Genomic DNA, 18689 nt, shown 5'->3' with positions numbered 1-18689 from the left:
TCAGGGACCGAAGCTTGAACGAGTTCAGCGTCGAGGCGACCGGCCTCACCAAATATTTCGGCGATTTCAAAGCGGTCGACAATGTCAGCCTCGCGGTGCCGACCGGCAGCATTTACGGCGTGCTCGGCCCCAATGGCGCGGGCAAGACCACCAGCCTGCGGATGACGCTGGGGATTATCGATCCCGACGCAGGCATCAGCCGTCTGTTCAGCGACCAGCGGCCGCAGGCGGTGCGCCACCGCATCGGCTATCTGCCCGAGGAACGCGGCCTGTATCCCGGGATGAAAGCGCGCGAAGCGATCGCGTTCATGGGCGCACTGCGCGGGCTCGACTGGTCCGAAGGCCGCCGCCGCGCCGCGACCTTCATGATCGAACTCGGCCTCGAGCGCGTGATCGACGAAAAGATTCGCAAAATGTCGAAGGGCATGGCGCAGATGATCCAGTTGATTGGCTCGATCGTCCACGCCCCCGACCTGATCGTGCTCGACGAACCTTTCTCGGGCCTCGATCCGGTCAACCAGGAACGGCTCGAAATGCTCGTCCGCCGCGAACGTGATCGCGGCGCTACGATCCTGTTCTCGACCCATGTCATGGCGCACGCCGAACGCCTTTGCGACCGGCTGGCGATCATCGCCCGCTCGCAGCGCCGGTTCGAAGGCACCGTCGACGACGCGCGCAGCTTGCTACCGATGCAGGTGCGTTACACCCCGCGCGCCGACGCCAGCGTCGGGGCAATCGCCGCGCTGCTCCCCACGGGCGCCGAATTGCGCGGCGAGGCGTGGCATTTCGCCATCCAGGACGAAGATGTCGAACCGCTACTCGCGCGCATCACCGCGAGCGGCCTTGGCGTCGCGGGCCTGTCGATCGCGCGTCCGGCGCTGCACGACGCGTTCGTCCATATCGTCCGCCAAGTCGATGCCAGCTTCGCCGCCGATCCCGCCAGCGATGCGATCGAGGAGGCCGTCGCATGACCCCTTTCTTGAAAAACATGCTCGTCATCGCGCGCCGCGACTTTCTGGCGATCGTCGCGACCCCGACCTTCCTGCTCTTTCTGCTCGCGCCGCTGTTCATGGTCGGCATGGGGCTTGCCGGCGGCATGGGCGCCTCGCAACTCGCCGATAGTGCGCGCGGCGCCGGGCGCATCGTCGCGATTATATCGCCCGATGATGTCGAGGCGGTGCGCGCCGCCGACGCGCGCCTGCGCGGCAGCGTCGCGCGCGACGTGCCGGCCCTCGACGTGCGGATCACCGGTCCCGCCACCGCCGATCCCATCGCCATTGCCCGTGAAAAGGGCAGCGACACCTATGCCGTCCTGAGCGGCCCGCTCGCCGCCCCGCGCATCGTCGAACGCGAATCGGACAGCAAGGCGGGCCGCTATCTGGCCCTGCTCGCCGACGATGTGCTCCGGACGCGCGCCGCGGGGACGCCGCCACCGGTCGCGCCGCGATTCGAATTGCTGGAAAGCGGCGGCACCAGCATTGCGCTCCAGCAGTCGCTCGGTTTCGGTGCGGTCTTCATCATCTTTTTGCTGACGCTGCTCCTCGCCGGTCAAACCGTCAGTTCGCTGGCCGAAGAAAAAGGCAACAAAGTCATCGAGATCTTGGCCGCCGCGGTGCCGCTTGAAAGCGTCTTCCTGGGCAAGCTGCTTGGCTTTCTGGGCGTCGCGATCCTGTTCATCGCCTTCTGGATGGTCATGGCGGTGGTCGGCGGACTGATCTTTGCGACCCAGTTGGACCCCGCAGCGCTCGCCACCGCGCAAAGTGCCAGCAAGGCGACAGCGGCGCTCGCCTCAATGCCCGCCACCGGTTGGCCCTTTTTCCTCGGCATCGGTTTTGTCTATTTCATCCTGTCCTTCCTTCTGCTCGGCGCGGTCTTCCTTGGCGTCGGAGCACAGGCGGCGACGGTGCGCGAGATCCAGATGCTCAGCCTGCCGATCACCATTTTCCAGGTCGGCATGTTCAGCATGTCGACCGCCGCCGCCGCCGCGCCGGACAGCGGGCTGGCACGGTTCGCGCAAATATTTCCCTTTTCATCGCCGCTCGCAATGGCGGCGCGCGCCGCCACCGACGGCGACAAAGCGGTTCATCTGCTCGCGCTGGGTTGGCAGGCGATCTGGGTCGCGCTCGTCATCTTCCTGTCGGTGCGCCTGTTCCGGGCCGGGGTGCTGAGTAGCGGCAACGGCTGGAAATTCTGGAAACGCGCGCGCCCGATCGCCGCCGCTACTGCCGTCGCCGCCTCAGCGGCGGAAGCGTCCACCCCTCATTGACAAAGCTGTAAATAGTGGCATTCTGCAACTGAATCGGCCGCGCGATGACGGCTGGACGGAGGATAGCCATGGCCACCCAAATTCGCACCGCTCCCGAAATCGCCAACCCGCTCGATGTCAGCCGCGCCGAATTGTGGCGCGAGGACCGCTGGCAGGAACCGATGCGCCAGTTGCGCGCCGAAGCACCGATCTATCATTGCGAGGATTCGAAATTCGGCCCCTATTGGTCGGTGACCACCTACAAACCGATCCAGCATATCGAGGCGTTGCCCAAGATTTTCTCGTCGTCGTGGGAATATGGCGGGATCACCGTCGCTGGCGACGGCGTCGAGCATCTCAAAGAGGGTGAGATCCCGCTGCCGATGTTCATCGCGATGGACCCGCCGCAACACACCGCGCAGCGCCGCACCGTCGCCCCGGCCTTTGGTCCGTCGGAGATCGAGCGCATGCGCGCCGACACCCAGAAACGCACCAGCGACATGATCGACACACTGCCGATCGGCGAGGCGTTCGATTGGGTTGAGAAACTCTCGATCGAGCTCACCACCGACATGCTCGCGATCCTGTTCGATTTTCCATGGGCCGAACGCCACCGGCTGACCGGCTGGTCCGATGCGCTGGGCGACATCGAATCGTTCGACACGACCGAACAGCGTCACGCACGCACCGCCAAAGCGTTTGAAATGGGCGCCGCGTTCAAAGAATTATGGGATCGCAAGGCGCTGAACCCCGGCCAGCACGACCTGATCTCGATCATGCTGCAATCCGACGCGATGAAGCATATGAGCGAGCATGAGTTCATGGGGAACCTCATCCTGCTGATCGTCGGCGGCAACGATACCACGCGCAACTCGATGTCGGCTTATGCTTACGGTCTGCACAGCTTTCCCGAAGAGCGCGCCAAGCTCGAAGCGAACCATGACCCCGAACTCGCGGTCAACGCGATGCACGAAATCCTCCGTTGGCAGACGCCGCTCGCGCACATGCGCCGCACCGCGATGGAAGACACCGAATTGTTCGGCCACCAGATCAAGAAACGCGACAAACTGGCGCTGTGGTACGCCTCGGCTAACCGCGACGAGAGCGTCTTTCCCGACGGCGACCGGATCATCGTCGACCGCGAGAACGCCCGCCGCCACTTGGCCTTCGGTTACGGCATCCACCGCTGCGTCGGGGCGCGCGTCGCCGAATTGCAGCTGACGACGCTGATCTCCGAAATGCAGAAGCGCCGCCTGCGGGTCAATGTGCTCGCCGAGCCCGAGCGCGTGAACGCCAGCTTTGTCCATGGCTATCGCCATATGCAGGTCGAGCTGGAGAAATATTGACGCGCGGGTGAAACCTCGCGCCATCCCGCTCCGTATATTAGGCATGAACCCGATAACCGGGTCAGGAGTCCGCCATGATCGACCGCCGTTTTCTGCTCGCTGGCCTCGCCCTTGGCGGCGGCGTGATCGCTGCACCGATGCTGTTTGCCAAATCGGCGCGCCCTCAAGCAGCGCCCGGATGGCGACTGTCCGAGGCCGAGTGGAAAAAGCGCCTGACCGCCTCGCAATATTATGTGCTGCGCGAGGCCGGCACCGAACGCCCGTTCAGCCACCCGCTCGACAAGGAAAAGCGCGCGGGCACCTTTGTGTGCGCCGGCTGCGCGCTGCCGCTCTATTCGAGCAAGAATAAATATGACAGCAAGACCGGCTGGCCGAGCTTCTGGGCGCCGCTCAACGGCGGAATCGCCACCTCGACCGACCATGACCTCGGCTACGCGCGCACCGAAGTGCATTGCAAACGCTGCGGCGGGCATCTTGGCCATGTCTTCGACGATGGCCCGAAACCGACCGGCAAGCGCTATTGCATGAACGGCACTGCACTGACCTTCCGCCCCGCCTGAGGCCGCCCCTGCTGACGCCGCCTCAAGTGAGGCCGCAACGTCACCTTGCCGCGGGCTTGACTCGCCATACCGACAATCCCGCCCGCGATGCGACCGGCACCGCGGCCAGCCACGTCGGCGCTTTTCCGGCATAGAGCTGCGCCGCCAGCGCATCTTTGCGCGCGCGGCGATATTGGCCCAAGTCATTGGCGGTGGGGCAAAAAACGATCAGGGTGGCGCCGTTCTTGCGCACCAACGCCTCGGCCTTTGCCGGGTCGCCAGCGAACGCGCGAATGCTGTCCGCCATCGCGTCCTTATTGCGGTGGTGCGGCGTCGCGACCACGCTGTGACGCGTCCAGAAAATCACCGGTGCGCCCAAGTCGATCGGCGTCAGGATCGTCGTCGTCGGCAAGCGGTTGAGCGCCGCAACCGCTGCGGGGTCGAGGCAGGTGGACTGATAGGGATTGGCGGCGGCGGCAGCCGTTTCGACCGCCGCGTCTTCATCGGCCTGCAACGAGGGGATAATCATCGTCAGCGCCGCTGCAACCGCGGTGCTGCCAATCAACGGCAGCGTCAAGGCCGCCGCTGCCGAGGCAAGAATGCGCGGGACCAACGACGAAATTGTCCGCGCCCGAGCCCATATCCGTAGGCCGAGCCACGCGCAGCCAGGCAGGGCAAAAAGATGCGCTGTCGATACGCTTCGCATGACGAGCAGCGACAGCGCAGCCGCACCCAACAGCGCGGCGATCACCGTCGCCCAATTGCGACGATCGACGGGAGCCCCGCAATCGCGCCAAGCCAACACCGATCCGACTAGCCCGACGAGCGATGGGATCAGGACATGGATCGCATCGTGCGGCTTGGACACCCATAGCGGTTGACCCTCGAGCACATGCCGATACCAATATTGGACCACGATCGGGTCGAGCGACGCAAAGGGGCCATTGGCGCATCGCGGTTCGGCCCATAACAGCGCGCCAGCCGCCGCCAAACCCGCCGCACCGAGCAGAAAAAAGCGGATCCATGCCGCGCCCGGATTGGCGCGCGCCGCGGCAAAGGTCGCCGCCGCCGCGGCCACAAACGCCGCCATATAGGGCGCCGACAGCGAATCGCACCAAGTGCCGATCAGCCCGACCGGGCCGCGCGTCACGAACTGGAACAGGATGGCGCCGCCTGCCAGCGCACCCAGAAAGCCGCACAGCCGGTCGCGATCGGCGGTGCGAGCATGCAAGGCCCAGCGCAGCGCCGCGAGCGCAGCGAATAAAGCGACGATCGGCAACCCTTCGATCGATATCGATAGCAGCGCCGCGCCGAACAAACCGCCCCACAGCCCGGCTTGCCAGGACGGCGGACGCAGCGCCTGCGCCATGATCAGCATCGCCAGAAGAATCTGCCAGCCGTGATGATCGACCCGGAGCGGGCGGAACTGCATCACGATGAACCCCGCCATGATCAGAAACAGCGGCACCGCATAGGCAATCCGCCAGTCGGACAGATTGCGATACCCCAACGCGCAGGCAGCGCACAGCGCGGCCCCCAGCATCGGCGGCCACAATGTCATCACGATCCGTTCGGCCATGATCTGCCCGAACAGCGGTTCAAGGATCAGGATGCCAAGCGCCAGCGGCGCGTCGACGATCCGCGACCAATGCATCAGCACCCCGCCGCCTGCGGGATTGACGCGATATTGCGATAAATCCCACCAGCTTTGCCCGGCCAGCAGGTCGCGCACCTGCGCCATCCGCATCGCATCGTCGGTGTCCGACAGGTCGAGCATCACGATCGCGTGCCAGCTGACAATGATCGCGATCAGGCTCATCGCCGTCCACAGGATCAGCGCGATTCGCACCGGCGTGAACCAGGGGCCGAACGCGATCCCGTCCGAATTCAGCGGCGGCCGAGGTGAGGCCGCGCCGTCCGCAGCAGGCGCCGCGGCACCGGTCATGCCGCGACGGCCCGGAACACGATATGGCGGCGCAGCAGATAAGTGGTCTGGAAACTAACGATGATCGCGGCCAGCTTCGCCAGCCGCGGATCAAGCCCGAGCGCACTGCCGGTGCCGACAATCGCCGTTGTGACGGCAAGACCGACCATCGCCGATCCGACGAACAACATCTTCTGCCGATGCCGTTCGCCGGTACCGCGCGCCGCGGCACCGTCGGCGAAAACGAGGCGGCTCGACACCATCCAGTGCACGAATATGCCAACGCAATAGCCGTTCGCCGACGCCGCCATCGGCGACAGCCCCGAATCGAGCAGCAACAGGAACAATCCGGCATCGCTGCCGAGCGCGAGGCCGCTGGCAAGCAGATAGTTCAGCCAGCGAATCTCGCCGCGGCGGATCGATGCGATCAATTTGAGTGCGGGTTGCATGGCAATACGCCTGGGGCCAAAGCCTTCAGGCGGCCTTCGTCACGCGCGCCGGAACGTCGCGGACCGACGCCAGCGCCGCCTGCTCACCCTCGGTGCCGCTCTCATGATATTCGGCGTCTTCGTTGACGCCCCAGATATCATAGACACGCTCGCCGGCGACGATGTTGCGCACCGTCAGCATCGCGGTCATCATCGCATGATCCTGGTTGTTGTAACGGTGCATGCCGTTGCGCCCGACCATGTGCAGCGTCGGGTACCGCGCCTCGAGTTCGCTGCGCATCGTCTCGACATGCTTGGCATAATCGTCGTCATAGACCGGATAGGCCTTTTCCTGCCGCACCACCGCGCCGCCGACGACATCCTTGGGGTCGCAAAGGCCGAGGATCGCCATTTCCTTGGTCGCGAGCGCGATCAGATCGTCGTCGCTCGACGCCCACAGCCCGTCGCCTTCGAAACAGAAATATTCGAGGCCGACGCACGCGAGGTCCGGGTCGGGCACCATTTCGGGCGACCAGCTGCGGAAATTTTGCACCCGGCCGACCTGGACCTTGCTGTCGTGGATATAGATCCAGTTATCGGGAAACAGATCCGCCGACCGAATCTTGAGCGCCACGGTCAGAAAGTCGCGATATTTCAGGTTCGGCGCGGCGTTCAGCGCGCAGGCGGGCAACGGATGAATACGCGCCGCCAACTCGCGCATCGGCGCCGAGCTGATGACATGGCCCGCATCGATCACGATGTCGCCATCGGGACCGTTCGCGGTCATCCGCCAGCGGCCGGTCTTCTGATCCTGGGTCAGCTGTTTGAAGCTATGCGCCATCAGCACATGGTTGCCGCCCGCGACGACCTTGTCGCGCGCGGCGTCCCACATCATGCCGGGACCAAGCCGCGGATAACGGAAGGTTTCGAGCAGCGTCTTGGTTGCCATGCCGTCATTCGGACGCTTGTTGAGGCCTAGGCTGCGCTTCAGCCCGTCAAGGACCGCAGCGCCGAGGCTCAAGCCCTTGATCCGCTGCGCCGCCCAGTCGGCCGACATTTCGTCGCACGGCATGCCCCACACCTTCTCGGTATAGGTTTTGAAAAAGATCGAATAGAGCTTCCGTCCGAACTGGTTGATCGTCCAGTCCTCGAAACTGCGGACTTTTTTATTCGGAAACAGCTTCGCCTGCCCATAACTCACCATGCACAAAGTCGAGCGCACGATACCAAGGTTCCACAACGCTTCGAACGCGCGCAGCGGATAGGAGTAGAATTTGCCCTCATAATAGATGCGGCTCATTCGCGGGCGCTGGATGAAATCGTCGGGCAGGATCTCGTTCCACAGGTCGACGACTTCTTGGGCTTTCGAAAAGAAGCGGTGGCCGCCGATGTCGAAACGAAAGCCTTCATGCTCGACGGTGCGGCTGATGCCGCCGACATAGACGGGGTCCTTTTCGATCACGATGACCGTATAACCCTGCTGGGTCAGCTGATAAGCCGCGGTCAACCCGGCCGGACCGGCGCCAATGATGGCGACGTCGGCGCTTGTCGGATGGCTTTTCGAGCCAGATGAAACGGACATTGATTACTTCCCCACAGGCAAATTCATGCTCCCCTCCGCTGTGGCCAATCATGGATAAAAAGTGGTTAATGCTGCGACGAATTTCGGCCCGCGGGCTCTCGCGCCGATCCTGGCGACCGAATCTAAAGCGCGATCAGCCAGCCCGCCACCGCCCCCACCGCGACGAGGGCAGGCGTTACCCACGCCCCCTTCACCCGCCAGACAATCGCCAGCGCCGCGGCAAAAAGGATCGCGCCAAACAGCCAATACGACACGCGCGCGCCCGTCGCTTCGCCAAGCTGGACGAAGGTCGCGGCGATAATGCCGACGACCGCGGCGGCAACCCCCGCCAGGATCCGGTGGAGCGCCGGATTTTCGACTACCGCCTCCAGCCGCTCGAACAGGATCAGCGAAAAAGCGAAAGCCGGCAGGAACATCCCCGCCGTAATCGCCAGCGCGCCGCCGGGTCCGCCGGCCACATAACCTACAAAGGTCGCAAAGATCACCAGCGGCGCCGGCAGCACCCCGGCGAGGGCAATCCCGTCGAGAAAGGTCGCATCGCCGATCCAGCCGCGCCCGACGGTGTCGGCGCGGACATAAGGAATGGCGGTATAGGCGCCGCCGAAGGTCAGCAGCCCGCCCTTGAGACCCGCTACGAACAGCGCAACCAACGTCACGGGGGCGCCGGTCCCGATCGCGACAGGAACGTCGGGCGCGACGAGCAAATGGGTGGCGACCGCGGCGCCGAGGGCCAGAACTACAACGACAACGGCAAGCCACGGGCGGTGCGAAAAGGCGTAAATCAGCCCCCCGACCGCAAGCAGAATCCAGAACGCCACCCCCGCCAGCGTCGCCAGCAGGCTCGCCACCGCAATCAGCGCCAGCAGCCAGTCTTCGACGATATGCTGCCCGATCCGGACCACCGCGCGCAAGATGATCGCAAGCACGACGATTTGTACGCCGAGCAAGACGCCCGACAGCGCGGCATCCTGCGCGATCCAGGTGACGTAAAGCCACCCCGCGAGCAGCATCAGCGCCAGCCCCGGCAGCATGAACCCCAGTCCGGCGAGCAATCCGCCCAGTCGGCCGCGCGCGACCATGCCCAGATGCACACACAGCTCGTGCGCCTCGGGCCCGGGCAAGATCTGCAACACCGCAAGCAGCCGGTTGAAGCGCTCGGGCGCAATCCAGCGCTCCTCGTCGACCAGCGCCTGGCGGATCATCGCGATCTGCGCGACAGGCCCGCCGAATGCGAGGAAGCCGAAGCGCAGGAATTTCAGGAACAAAGCCATCAGGCTCAGCTGCGGGGGATGAAATTGGGCCATATCATTCGTCATATCAACGCTCCGCGCGCCGCAAATGCGGCGGATGGAGCGGACTTGGACGGACCCCGTCTGAACGGGCGTCCGCGATGGCCCGATGCGACCCTATCGACCGAAGTCCGGCGCGATGTCAACGCCGACATGAGACTCAACTCCTCGCCACCCTGGGCTTGAAACCCAAGACCTGCCTGTCTTGAAGAAAAGGCGGATCCCGGGTCATGCCCGGGATGACGAATGCGGAACGGCCGCTTCTCCGCCCCAAATCCTATGATAAAACCTCACAGCCCCTCGTCGCCAGCGCCCGGAGGTCCGCGGGCGCTGTTTCCGCTCCCGGCCGAATCCGCTTCGCCCATCGCGACGTCACGCCGCAGCGGCTTCAACGCCAGCGTGCCGAGCCGTACCCGCGGCATCGCCTTGCCAGGCACCGCACCGATCGTAAAATTGCCGTCCAGCCGCAACGCCGCCGCCGACGTCTTGCTCAGCCGCACCGTATAGCGTCCGTAAACCACACTTTCGAAAAGGAAATATCCGTCGAATTCACTCAGCGTCGTTGCACGGATCCGGCCTTCGATATCGACCAACTCCAGGCTGAGCCCCTCGATTGGATTGCCGCCGTCGCGCCGGATCGTCCCTTCGATCTCGCCCGCCGCGACCATCGGCAACGCGATGCGCGTGGCAACCCCTGGACGCGGTGAGACGACAATTCCGGGCAGCGCAGGCTGGACATAGGGGTCGGGCAGGCTGCCGGCGTCGATACCGATCAGCACCGGGCGGAACGGCTCGAGCCCGTCGACGGTCGCTTGGCCCTGTTTATCGGTCGCGGCGTCGATATAGGCGTTGCCCGCGGTCAGCGGCACCCCCGCCAGCGCCGCTTCGCCGGACTGACGGATGCCGTCGCCGTTGTCGTCCATCCAAACATCGGCAATCACTTGGCCGCGGCTCGCGAGCTTTTCGCTCGACACGCGCCAGCCGCCATTCGGCTTGGGGCCAAAGCTGAAAGCGAGCGAAAGCGAAGCCGCGAGCGAGCCGTCACTCGCCACTTCGCCGAAACCGCTCAGCTGTAATCTATTGAAACGGCGTGTATATCCTGCACCGACCCGCGCCCGTTCGAGACCGCGATCATAGCCGAGCTCGGCGCGCCATTCGGCCTCGCCCTTCCCTGCCCATTCGCCGATCACCGACATGCGCGTATCCGCATTGTCGCCGGACAGCGCAAAGCGCGCCTCACCACGCAGGCGGACGCGCCCGATCCGGGCATTGGCGAGCAGGCTGGCCGTCAGATTGTCCGGGGGATCGGGGCCGATCGGCGCCTTGGTGCGGCTCCAGTCGAGTTGACCGGTGAGCGTCATGGCGCGGAAGCTGGCCGACGCGCGTGCGCTGGCCTCGAGGCTGTCGATCCCCGAGCGCCGCTCAATCTGACGGACATCAAAATGCAGCGGCAGCACGGTCTGCCCCAGCTTGACCGACTGATCGACCGAAACCGAGTATAGCCCGTTGATATTGGATATAAAACGATCGGACACGAAACCATTCCAGCCGCGCATCGCGTCGGCGCGGACATAGGTTTCACCGAACGCCGCCAACCAGCTCGCGCGCACCGCGCCGCCGCCGTCGTCGGCCTGCGAGGCGCCGACCTCGAGCAAAGTCGGTCCGATCGAGCGGCGCAACGCGAGCTCGGCATAATTGCGCCGGACATCCTCTATCATCAGGCTGTGGGCATAGGCGGCGACCGACGTGCGGGCATCGAGCCCGCGCTCGGCACCCAGCGTTCCGCGCCAACCGCGACGAAATGCCCCCCGCCGCCCGCCGCCAAACTCGATCAGGTCGGCATTTTCCTGGGCGAAACCAGCCCAATACCAGGTTTGCTGCGGCGGGATCGAATCCATCCCCACCTGCACCTGCTTGATTTCGCGCCTTATTTGTCCTTGCGGGCCATAAAGGACGATTTCAAAGCGGTTGGACCCATATTGCAGCGGAACGTCCAGAAATTCATAACGTCCGTCGCCGTTGGGGCTGGTAAACGCGAGCAATTGCCCGTTGCGATAGAGTTCGGCGTCCCAGCCGGCGGGCAGGTCGCCGCGAAAGGTCGTGCGATCGAAGCTGTCGGGGCGCTCGATCGGGCGATTGGTCAGCACCGCGCCGCGACCGGGCGCCGACGATGCGACGATCCCGGTCGACAGCAAGCTGACATCGCCGACGGCATAATGGGTGGCTTTCAGCGGCCCGAGCAGCCGTCCTTCGGGATCGGTGCGATACAGCCGCATGCGCAGGCTGTCGGGAACGCCTTCATTGTTCGACGACAGCCGCGCGTCGAAACTCTGCCCCAGCACCTCGCCCGCCGCGAAAATTTCGTACCGACCCTGGACATAGGAACCGCCGCGCTTGTCCGAAACAAATCCCGCCGAGGCGACCACATCGACCGACGGCGTCCCCCACGCCTGGTATGGCCGTGACGCCTGCGGCAGGCTGGCCAAGTCGAATTGCGCCGCCGGGCGGATGCCCGCGGCGCGGGCGCGGCGTTCTGCGGCGAGCTGGAACGGCAGCTTGTCCTTGGTATCGATCCGCAGCACCGCATTCGCCAGATCGGGCGCGATCGGCACCCCCAACCAGTTGGTCAAGCTGTCAAGATCTACGCACCAGCCGGCCGGCGTGTCCCGGATCGTGGTTGCCGACAGCCGAAAACCCTGGCTGCCCGCGCGAACTTCCCCGGCTTCGCGATCGATCACCAGGCTGCGACGTTCGTCGAACACCCAGCCGGTTGCGCGGCGCAACTTCTTGTCGACACGCACCGCCAAGTCGAGCGCCAGCACCATGTCGGCAAGGTCGACGCAGATGCCTTGCGGCGTCTGATATCCACGGACGCCGTCGCCCAGCCGATACTGGCCCGAGCGCAGGTCGAACAGCCAGCTGTCATCTTCATTCGGTGACCAGCTGTCGATAACAACAGAGACGGGCTTGTTATCAACAGCTTGAGCGCCAGCGGGGAACAGCCCCACAAGCGCCAATCCGGCGAGGATCGCCGGTTTCCATCGAGCAAGCACCGCGCGGATCACGGCTTTGGTCTCTTGGCGGCCCCTAGGCCGTCACTTCACCACCCGGTCCGCCTCGTCGATCGTGCCGCCGCCGATTTCGCGGTCTTCGGTATACCGAATATGCACCGGGCCTTTGAGCTTCGCCGCCAGTTCGGGCGGAACGCGCAGCGATACCGCGCGCGCGCCAACCTCGGGATAAACCGCGATGCCGCGCGCGACGAGCAACGGTTCGGGCAAGCCCGGCCGCGTCACTTCGATGTCGCCATAGACCGAGCGATTGCCCGTCCGCGTCAGCCCGAAGTTGAACGCCGGGCCGTCGGGGGTATCGCCAACCCACGCATCGCCGATTACCGCCTCGGCGCCCAGATCGCCAACGCGGACAATGACCGGGATCGTGATGCCATAAATCGGAGTCAGCGCGATCGACACGCCGGTGCCATCCGGTTTCGCCGCATCGGTGGAAACCGCGGCGGTCGCATCGGGTACCGCGCGGAACAGCATATGGGCGCGATATTCGCCCGGCGGTGTACCCTCCGGAATGCGGACGCCGACGCGGATCACCTGCGGCTGATTGGGCGGCAACGTAACGCGGCGGGGGCTGAACGCGATCATGTCGAGCGCGGTCCGTTCGGCCGCATTGGCGTCGGCCTCGGCGATCTCGTCGAGCCCGCCCGCCGCCGTCATCCGCTTGATTTCGAGACTGATGCGATAGGTCGCCGGTTCGGCGCCGATGTTGTTGAGCACCACTTCGGTCCCGCGCGATCCGTCGAGGACAACGCGCGTCGGGGCAACGAGCAGGTCGCCCGCGGCCTGGGCCGGCGCAACGCCCGCACCAAATGAAATTGCGAAAAACAGGCCGAAGCCTTTGAAAAAGCGTAGCATGGATACGATCCCCACAATCGTTTTGGCGAAATGGCCCACACCATCCCGATGGTCGCATCCGGTTTGCGCCAACATGGTTGATATTTTGCTAACCATTCCTGTGCCTTGGCGGCTGGACAAAAAAAGAGGCCGCCAGACCTGCGTCTGGCGACCCCCCAATTTTCTTCCGGCGGACCCAGGCCCGCCGGCACACCGCCATTATTGGTAGTTGGCGGTGACGTTGAACGTGCCCGTATAGTCGCCCGACGCCTGGTTGGCGCCGACGCTCAGCGTGCCGCCGACCTGGAAGCTGCCGCCGGTAGCGCCCAGCGTGATGTTCGCCGCCGAATAGGTCAGCGTCGATGCCATCGTGCCGCCCAGCGAACCGGTCAGCGAAACGGTCGAATCGCCGCCAACCAACACCACCGCACCATCGGTGCCGGCGACGTTGAAATTGGCCGATGTCGCCGTTCCCGTGCAGGTCAGGCCTGCACCGCACGTGCGGGCACCGGCCGTCGTCACCGCGACGGTCGAAGCGGTGGCACCGCTGATGATCGTCGCATATTGCAGATCGCTCGTGTTGGTGAGCGTGATCTGGCGCAGGATCTTGGCCTTCGCCGTCCCCGTTGCCGATGCTGCGTGGGCCGCCGAAGCGTTCATGGCCAGAGCAGCAATCGCGGCGCCGATGAGGGCGCGCTTCATTCCAAATTTGCGCATAGATTTTGGTCCCTTGAAGAGTCGATAATCGAATGGATATCCCACCCCATTCGCCGACCTCTTTAGCGGGCGACAGGTTCAACCTTTGCCAGCAAGCTTGGTTAACAGCGCATTAGAAATTGGCCCGTCTTACACCTGGTAAGCGAGATTTATCAGAGCTTTAGCCTGATAATAGGGGGGTCATGGCGACCACCTGCACTTCTTTAACGGCCCGGACTGGCACAAATTAAGCGGGCGAATCGATTCGCTGCCGACAGGTCATTGAGTTGTTATGTATTGCTTTGCGTCATTGCGACCCAGGCCGGAATAGCGACTCAGATCGCTTCGCCGCTCAGTCGCTGGCAAATCATGTCGAGCTGGTCGAGCGATGCGAATTTGAGCGTCAAAGCCCCCTTGCCGCCCCCGGAATATTGAATCGCCACCCCGATGCCGAGCAATTCGGACAGATGGCGCTCGACCGCGACGATGTCGGGATCGCGCCCGCCGACGCCGTCCATGCTCTTATATTCCAGCGGCGCCTTGCGCCCGCCTCCCTTGCCGTCGCGCACCAACGCCTCGACCGCGCGGACCGACAGGCCTTCTTTGACGACGCGCCGCGCGATCGCCTCGGCATCATCGGCGCCGATCAGCGCGCGCGCATGGCCCATCGCCAGCGATCCATCGCCGACCAGCGCCTGAACCGGCGCGGGCAGATCAAGCAATCGCATCAGGTTCGCGACATGGCTGCGCGATTTGCCGACCAGCTTGGCCAGCGCCTCCTGATTATGCCCGAAATCGTCGATCAGACGGCGATAAGCCCCCGCTTCTTCGATCGCATTCAGGTCTTGGCGTTGAATATTCTCGACCAGCGCGATTTCGTAGGTCGCGGCATCGTCGAGGTCGCGCACCAGCGCCGGAATCTGATGCAGCCCGGCGCGCTGCGCCGCCCGCCAGCGCCGTTCACCGGCGACCAGCTGATAGCCGTCGCCGTCGGGCGCCCGGCGCACAATGATCGGTTGCAACAACCCGCGCAGCCCGATCGAATCGGCCAGTTCGGAAATCGCGTTGTCATCGAAATGGCGCCGCGGCTGGCCGGGCAGCGGCCGAATCGACCCCAATGGCACATGCTGTACAGCGTCGCCCGAGACCGTCGGCGCCGTCTTCGCAGCACTGCCGGCCGTCGCCAGCACGGGCGCCTCGGCGGCGACGTCGCCGAACAGGGCGTTCAGCCCGCGTCCCAACCCCGACGGCCGCTTGCGAGCTGGAGATGAACCAGTTTCTTCATTATTATCAGTCATCTATGCAGCCTTGCGGACGTTTGGCAAGCGATCGATCAACTCACGCGCCAGCGCGATATAGGCGGCCGATCCGGCACAGCGATGATCATAGATCAGCGCCGGCAGCCCATGGCTCGGCGCCTCCGACAGGCGGACGTTGCGCGGGATCACCGTTTCGAACACCACCGGACCCAGCACGTCGCGGACATCATCCGACACTTGGTCGGTCAGCCGGTTGCGGCGATCGAACATGGTCAGCGCAACGCCCAGGATCGAAAGCTTCTGATTGAAACGCTCGCGCACCCGTTCGACGGTGGTGAGCAGCTGGCTCAGCCCTTCGAGTGCGAAAAATTCGCATTGCAGCGGGACGATCAGCGATTCGGCGGCGATCAGCGCGTTGAGTGTCAACATTCCGAGCGACGGCGGGCAATCGATCAGGCAAATGTCCCACTGCGCTGCGTCGGGTCCCGACAGCGCCTGCTGCATCCGGTGAAGGCGGTCCTGAAATTCAATCAGCTCGATCTCGGCCCCCGACAGGTCGACCGTCGCCGGTACGATGTCGAGCCGCGGCACCGCGGTAGGAATCGCACATTCACGCAACGTCGCGTCACCGCGCAGCAATTCATAACTCGAATATTCGCGCTGCGCCTGCTTGATCCCCAGCCCGGTCGAAGCATTGCCCTGCGGATCAAGGTCGATGATCAGCGTCCGCCATCCCGTCGCCGCAAGTGCGGTGGCCAGATTGATCGCGGTCGTCGTTTTGCCAACCCCGCCCTTCTGGTTCGCCACGCAAATGCGGATCATGACTTTCCTCGCTGTTTGGCCGGGATTTTTCCGGTGCCGACCAAAATCTGGCTATCGGCGTCGGTACGGCTTTGTTCCACGTGAAACAGATTCTGCCACGCTTGGGGCAGTAACGCCAGTTCCTTAACCGCGTTTCGTCCCTTTGGCAGCAGCCAGCGCGTCGATTCGGTGGAAAAACGCGCGGATACGTCGACCAGCTTGTCGAGCGGCGCGAATGCGCGCGCGCTGATTGTCGCCGCTGCGCGGGTTTTGACGCGTTCGAGCGGCGCCTCGACGACCTCGACATGGGCCAGCTTCAAATCCGCAGCCACATCACGCAGGAAGTCACAGCGCCTCTTGCGCGATTCGACCAGCGCCACCGGACGCCCGCTCAAGATCGCAACAATCAGCCCCGGCAGCCCCGCCCCGCTGCCCAAGTCGAGCCACCACCCATTGCCGTCACGCGCGTCGAGCGCAAGCAGCTGCGCACTGTCGGCAATATGCCGCACCCACAGGGTGGGGATCGTCGAAGCGGCGATCAAATTCTGTCGAACGCTCTCGGCAACCAGCAATTCGGCGAAACGCTCCAACCGTTTCCACTGATCGGGGGTGGGCTCGAAGGCGGCACCGATCCATGCCCGCGCCGCGTCTTCGCTGTCCAATAGATCCGCTGTTTCAGACAAGCCCGTCATCCCTTTTTGTCATTCCCGCGAAAGCCGGAACCCGGTTTCAACCTCGGCTCACTGGGTTCCCGCTTCCGCAGGTATGACGAAACCACCGTCGCGGTCGGCATCCGCCACATCACGCCGCCCGCCGCCGACTAAACACCATGATTGCAGTCAGCGCCGCCGGCGTCACCCCGTCGATCCGTCCCGCCTGCCCCAATGTCTCCGGCCGAGCCTTCGATAGCCGCTCGACCATCTCGCGCGACAATCCGCCGATCGCGCCATAATCGAGCACCGGATCGAGCAATATCGCCTCATTCGCGGCGAGCGACCGCAGTTGGGCGTCCTGCCGCGCAATATATGGCGCATAATGCGCATCCTCGGCGATCTCGGCTAAAATGGCGGGGTCGATCCTCGCGAGATCGGGCGCAAGCGTTGTCAGCGTGGCCATCGTCACGTCGGCAAACCGCAACAGGTCGATCCGCGTCCGCGGCGCGCCGTCGCCCGGAACATTCATCGCGATGGCCGCATAATCGGCGGTCGTTACTGGCGCGGCGAGAACGGCATTGGCTCTTGCCCGTTCTGCCTGCCGAACCGCAAATAGCGCTCCCGTCGCGGGCCGGACCAACCCCAGCGCCATCCCGATCGGGGTCAGCCGCGTCGCCGCATTGTCGGCGCGCAACCGCAGGCGATACTCAGCCCGCGCAGTGAGCATGCGATAGGGTTCGGTCACCCCCTGCAGAACCAGGTCGTCAACCATCACCCCGATATAGCTCTGCGCGCGATCAAGGATCAGCGCGTCAAGGCCCTGTCCAGCGAGCGCGGCATTGGCGCCGGCGATCAAGCCCTGCGCCGCGGCCTCTTCATACCCCGTCGTCCCGTTGATCTGTCCCGCGCAATAGAGCCCGGCGATCGCGCGCAGCTGTAACGTCCGGTCCAGGGCGCGCGGGTCGATATGGTCATATTCGACCGCATAGCCAGGGACGACCATTTCGACCGCCTCCAGCCCCTCCATCGTCCGCAGCATCGCGAGCTGGACGTCGGCGGGTAGTGAGGTCGAAATCCCGTTTGGATAGACGAGATGCGTGTCGAGCCCTTCCGGCTCCAGAAACACCTGATGCCCATCGCGATCGGCGAACCGATGGATCTTGTCCTCTATCGACGGGCAGTAGCGCGGCCCCGCTGCGCCGATCGCACCCGTGAACAGCGGTGAACGATGCAAATTCTCGGCGATGATCCGGTGCGATTCGGCATTTGTGCGGGTAATCGCGCAGAAAATCTGCGGGATGGTCCGTTGACTGTTCCACGTGGAACAGGTCCAGCTGCCGCTATCCGACGGTTGTTCTTCGAGCCGCGCCCAGTCGATCGTCCGCCCGTCGAGCCGTGGCGGCGTTCCGGTCTTGAGCCGCGCCATCGGCAGATCGGCGGCGCGGAGTTGCTCAGCGAGCTTGTGCGCACCGGCCTCACCGATCCGCCCGCCCGCCATGCGCTCCTCGCCGCGAAACATCCGCCCGCCAAGAAACGTGCCGGTCGCCAGCACCACCGCTGAAGCCGTCAGGGCCGAGCCATCGCCAAGCTCCAGTCCGATGACGCGCGATGCGTCGTCGGACAGCCGCAACGCCGCCGCCTCGCCCGCGATCACGGTGATGCCGTCTTCGGCCGCCAGCAGCGCCTGAATCGCGTCGCGATACAATGTCCGGTCAGCTTGAATGCGCGGCCCCTGCACCGCCGCACCCTTCGACGCATTGAGCATCCGGTAATGAATCGCCGCGCTGTCGGCCGCGCGCGCCATCCACCCGTCGAGCGCATCAACTTCGCGCATCAGATGGCCTTTGCCCAGCCCGCCGATCGCCGGGTTGCACGACATCGTCCCGATCAACGCCGGGTCAAAACTAACCAGCGCCACCCGGGCACCCAGCCGCGCCGCCGCTGCCGCGGCCTCGGTTCCGGCATGGCCACCGCCGACGACGATGACATCGAATATTGTGCTGCTGTGCATGATTGCTTCGA

Annotated in this window: 15 protein-coding genes; 4 read left to right on the top strand and 11 right to left on the bottom strand. The window is 64.5% G+C overall.

Going from position 1 to position 18689, the window contains the following annotated elements; genetic code table 11:
- Positions 1-14 precede the first annotated feature (14 nt).
- The 4 genes from ACQY6T_RS14205 (at position 15) to msrB (ending at position 4151) form a co-directional block, all read left to right on the top strand.
- Positions 15-971, top strand: coding sequence for an ABC transporter ATP-binding protein (locus ACQY6T_RS14205; protein ID WP_428631715.1), 957 nt, complete (start codon positions 15-17; stop codon positions 969-971).
- Positions 968-2266, top strand: a complete 1299-nt coding sequence (locus ACQY6T_RS14200) for an ABC transporter permease (protein ID WP_428631713.1) — start codon at positions 968-970, stop codon at positions 2264-2266. Before ACQY6T_RS14205 ends, ACQY6T_RS14200 begins: the two co-directional genes overlap by 4 nt.
- Positions 2267-2334: 68 nt before the next feature.
- The gene (locus ACQY6T_RS14195; protein ID WP_428631711.1) at positions 2335-3591 is read left to right on the top strand and encodes a cytochrome P450; all 1257 of its coding nucleotides are present in this window, start codon (positions 2335-2337) and stop codon (positions 3589-3591) included.
- A 74-nt stretch (positions 3592-3665) separates the two neighbouring features.
- Positions 3666-4151: a peptide-methionine (R)-S-oxide reductase MsrB gene (gene msrB / locus ACQY6T_RS14190; protein WP_428631708.1), complete on the top strand. Its 486-nt coding sequence runs from the start codon at positions 3666-3668 to the stop codon at positions 4149-4151.
- 40 nt (positions 4152-4191) lie between these two features.
- On the opposite strand, the gene ACQY6T_RS14185 is transcribed toward msrB, so the two are convergent.
- From ACQY6T_RS14185 to mnmG, 11 genes are all read right to left on the bottom strand, one after another.
- Positions 4192-6075, bottom strand: a complete 1884-nt coding sequence (locus ACQY6T_RS14185; RefSeq protein ID WP_428631706.1) for a hypothetical protein — start codon at positions 6073-6075, stop codon at positions 4192-4194.
- Positions 6072-6503: a GtrA family protein gene (locus tag ACQY6T_RS14180; RefSeq protein ID WP_428631704.1), complete on the bottom strand. Its 432-nt coding sequence runs from the start codon at positions 6501-6503 to the stop codon at positions 6072-6074. Before ACQY6T_RS14180 ends, ACQY6T_RS14185 begins: the two co-directional genes overlap by 4 nt.
- A gap of 25 nt (positions 6504-6528) precedes the next feature.
- Positions 6529-8064 carry an NAD(P)/FAD-dependent oxidoreductase gene (locus tag ACQY6T_RS14175; protein WP_428631702.1) on the bottom strand — a complete coding sequence of 512 codons (1536 nt, stop codon included), beginning with the start codon at positions 8062-8064 and terminating at the stop codon, positions 6529-6531.
- A 122-nt stretch (positions 8065-8186) separates the two neighbouring features.
- The gene (gene chrA, locus ACQY6T_RS14170; protein ID WP_428631701.1) at positions 8187-9368 is read right to left on the bottom strand and encodes a chromate efflux transporter; all 1182 of its coding nucleotides are present in this window, start codon (positions 9366-9368) and stop codon (positions 8187-8189) included.
- 275 nt (positions 9369-9643) lie between these two features.
- Positions 9644-12418, bottom strand: a complete 2775-nt coding sequence (locus tag ACQY6T_RS14165; protein WP_428631700.1) for an MSCRAMM family protein — start codon at positions 12416-12418, stop codon at positions 9644-9646.
- 30 nt (positions 12419-12448) lie between these two features.
- Entirely contained in the window at positions 12449-13279 is an 831-nt protein-coding gene (locus ACQY6T_RS14160) for a fimbrial biogenesis chaperone (RefSeq protein ID WP_428631698.1), read from the bottom strand.
- A 198-nt stretch (positions 13280-13477) separates the two neighbouring features.
- Positions 13478-13975 carry a DUF4402 domain-containing protein gene (locus tag ACQY6T_RS14155; protein WP_428631697.1) on the bottom strand — a complete coding sequence of 166 codons (498 nt, stop codon included), beginning with the start codon at positions 13973-13975 and terminating at the stop codon, positions 13478-13480.
- Positions 13976-14289: 314 nt separating this feature from the next.
- Positions 14290-15252, bottom strand: a complete 963-nt coding sequence (locus ACQY6T_RS14150) for a ParB/RepB/Spo0J family partition protein (protein ID WP_428631695.1) — start codon at positions 15250-15252, stop codon at positions 14290-14292.
- Complete coding sequence (locus ACQY6T_RS14145; protein WP_428631693.1) at positions 15253-16035, bottom strand: ParA family protein; 783 nt, start codon at positions 16033-16035, stop codon at positions 15253-15255.
- Positions 16032-16697 (bottom strand): 16S rRNA (guanine(527)-N(7))-methyltransferase RsmG, encoded by a 666-nt coding sequence (gene rsmG / locus ACQY6T_RS14140; RefSeq protein WP_428631691.1) that lies wholly within the window; start codon positions 16695-16697, stop codon positions 16032-16034. The genes ACQY6T_RS14145 and rsmG overlap by 4 nt, the downstream gene beginning before the upstream one ends.
- 118 nt (positions 16698-16815) lie before the next feature.
- Positions 16816-18678: a tRNA uridine-5-carboxymethylaminomethyl(34) synthesis enzyme MnmG gene (gene mnmG, locus ACQY6T_RS14135; protein WP_428631689.1), complete on the bottom strand. Its 1863-nt coding sequence runs from the start codon at positions 18676-18678 to the stop codon at positions 16816-16818.
- Positions 18679-18689: the final 11 nt, after the last annotated feature.

It is taken from the genome of Sphingopyxis sp. (assembly GCF_965279725.1).
Classification (GTDB): Bacteria; Pseudomonadota; Alphaproteobacteria; order Sphingomonadales; family Sphingomonadaceae; genus Sphingopyxis.
The sequence above is the reverse complement of the archived record's forward strand: the minus strand, read 5'-3'. Positions and strand labels throughout refer to the sequence as shown.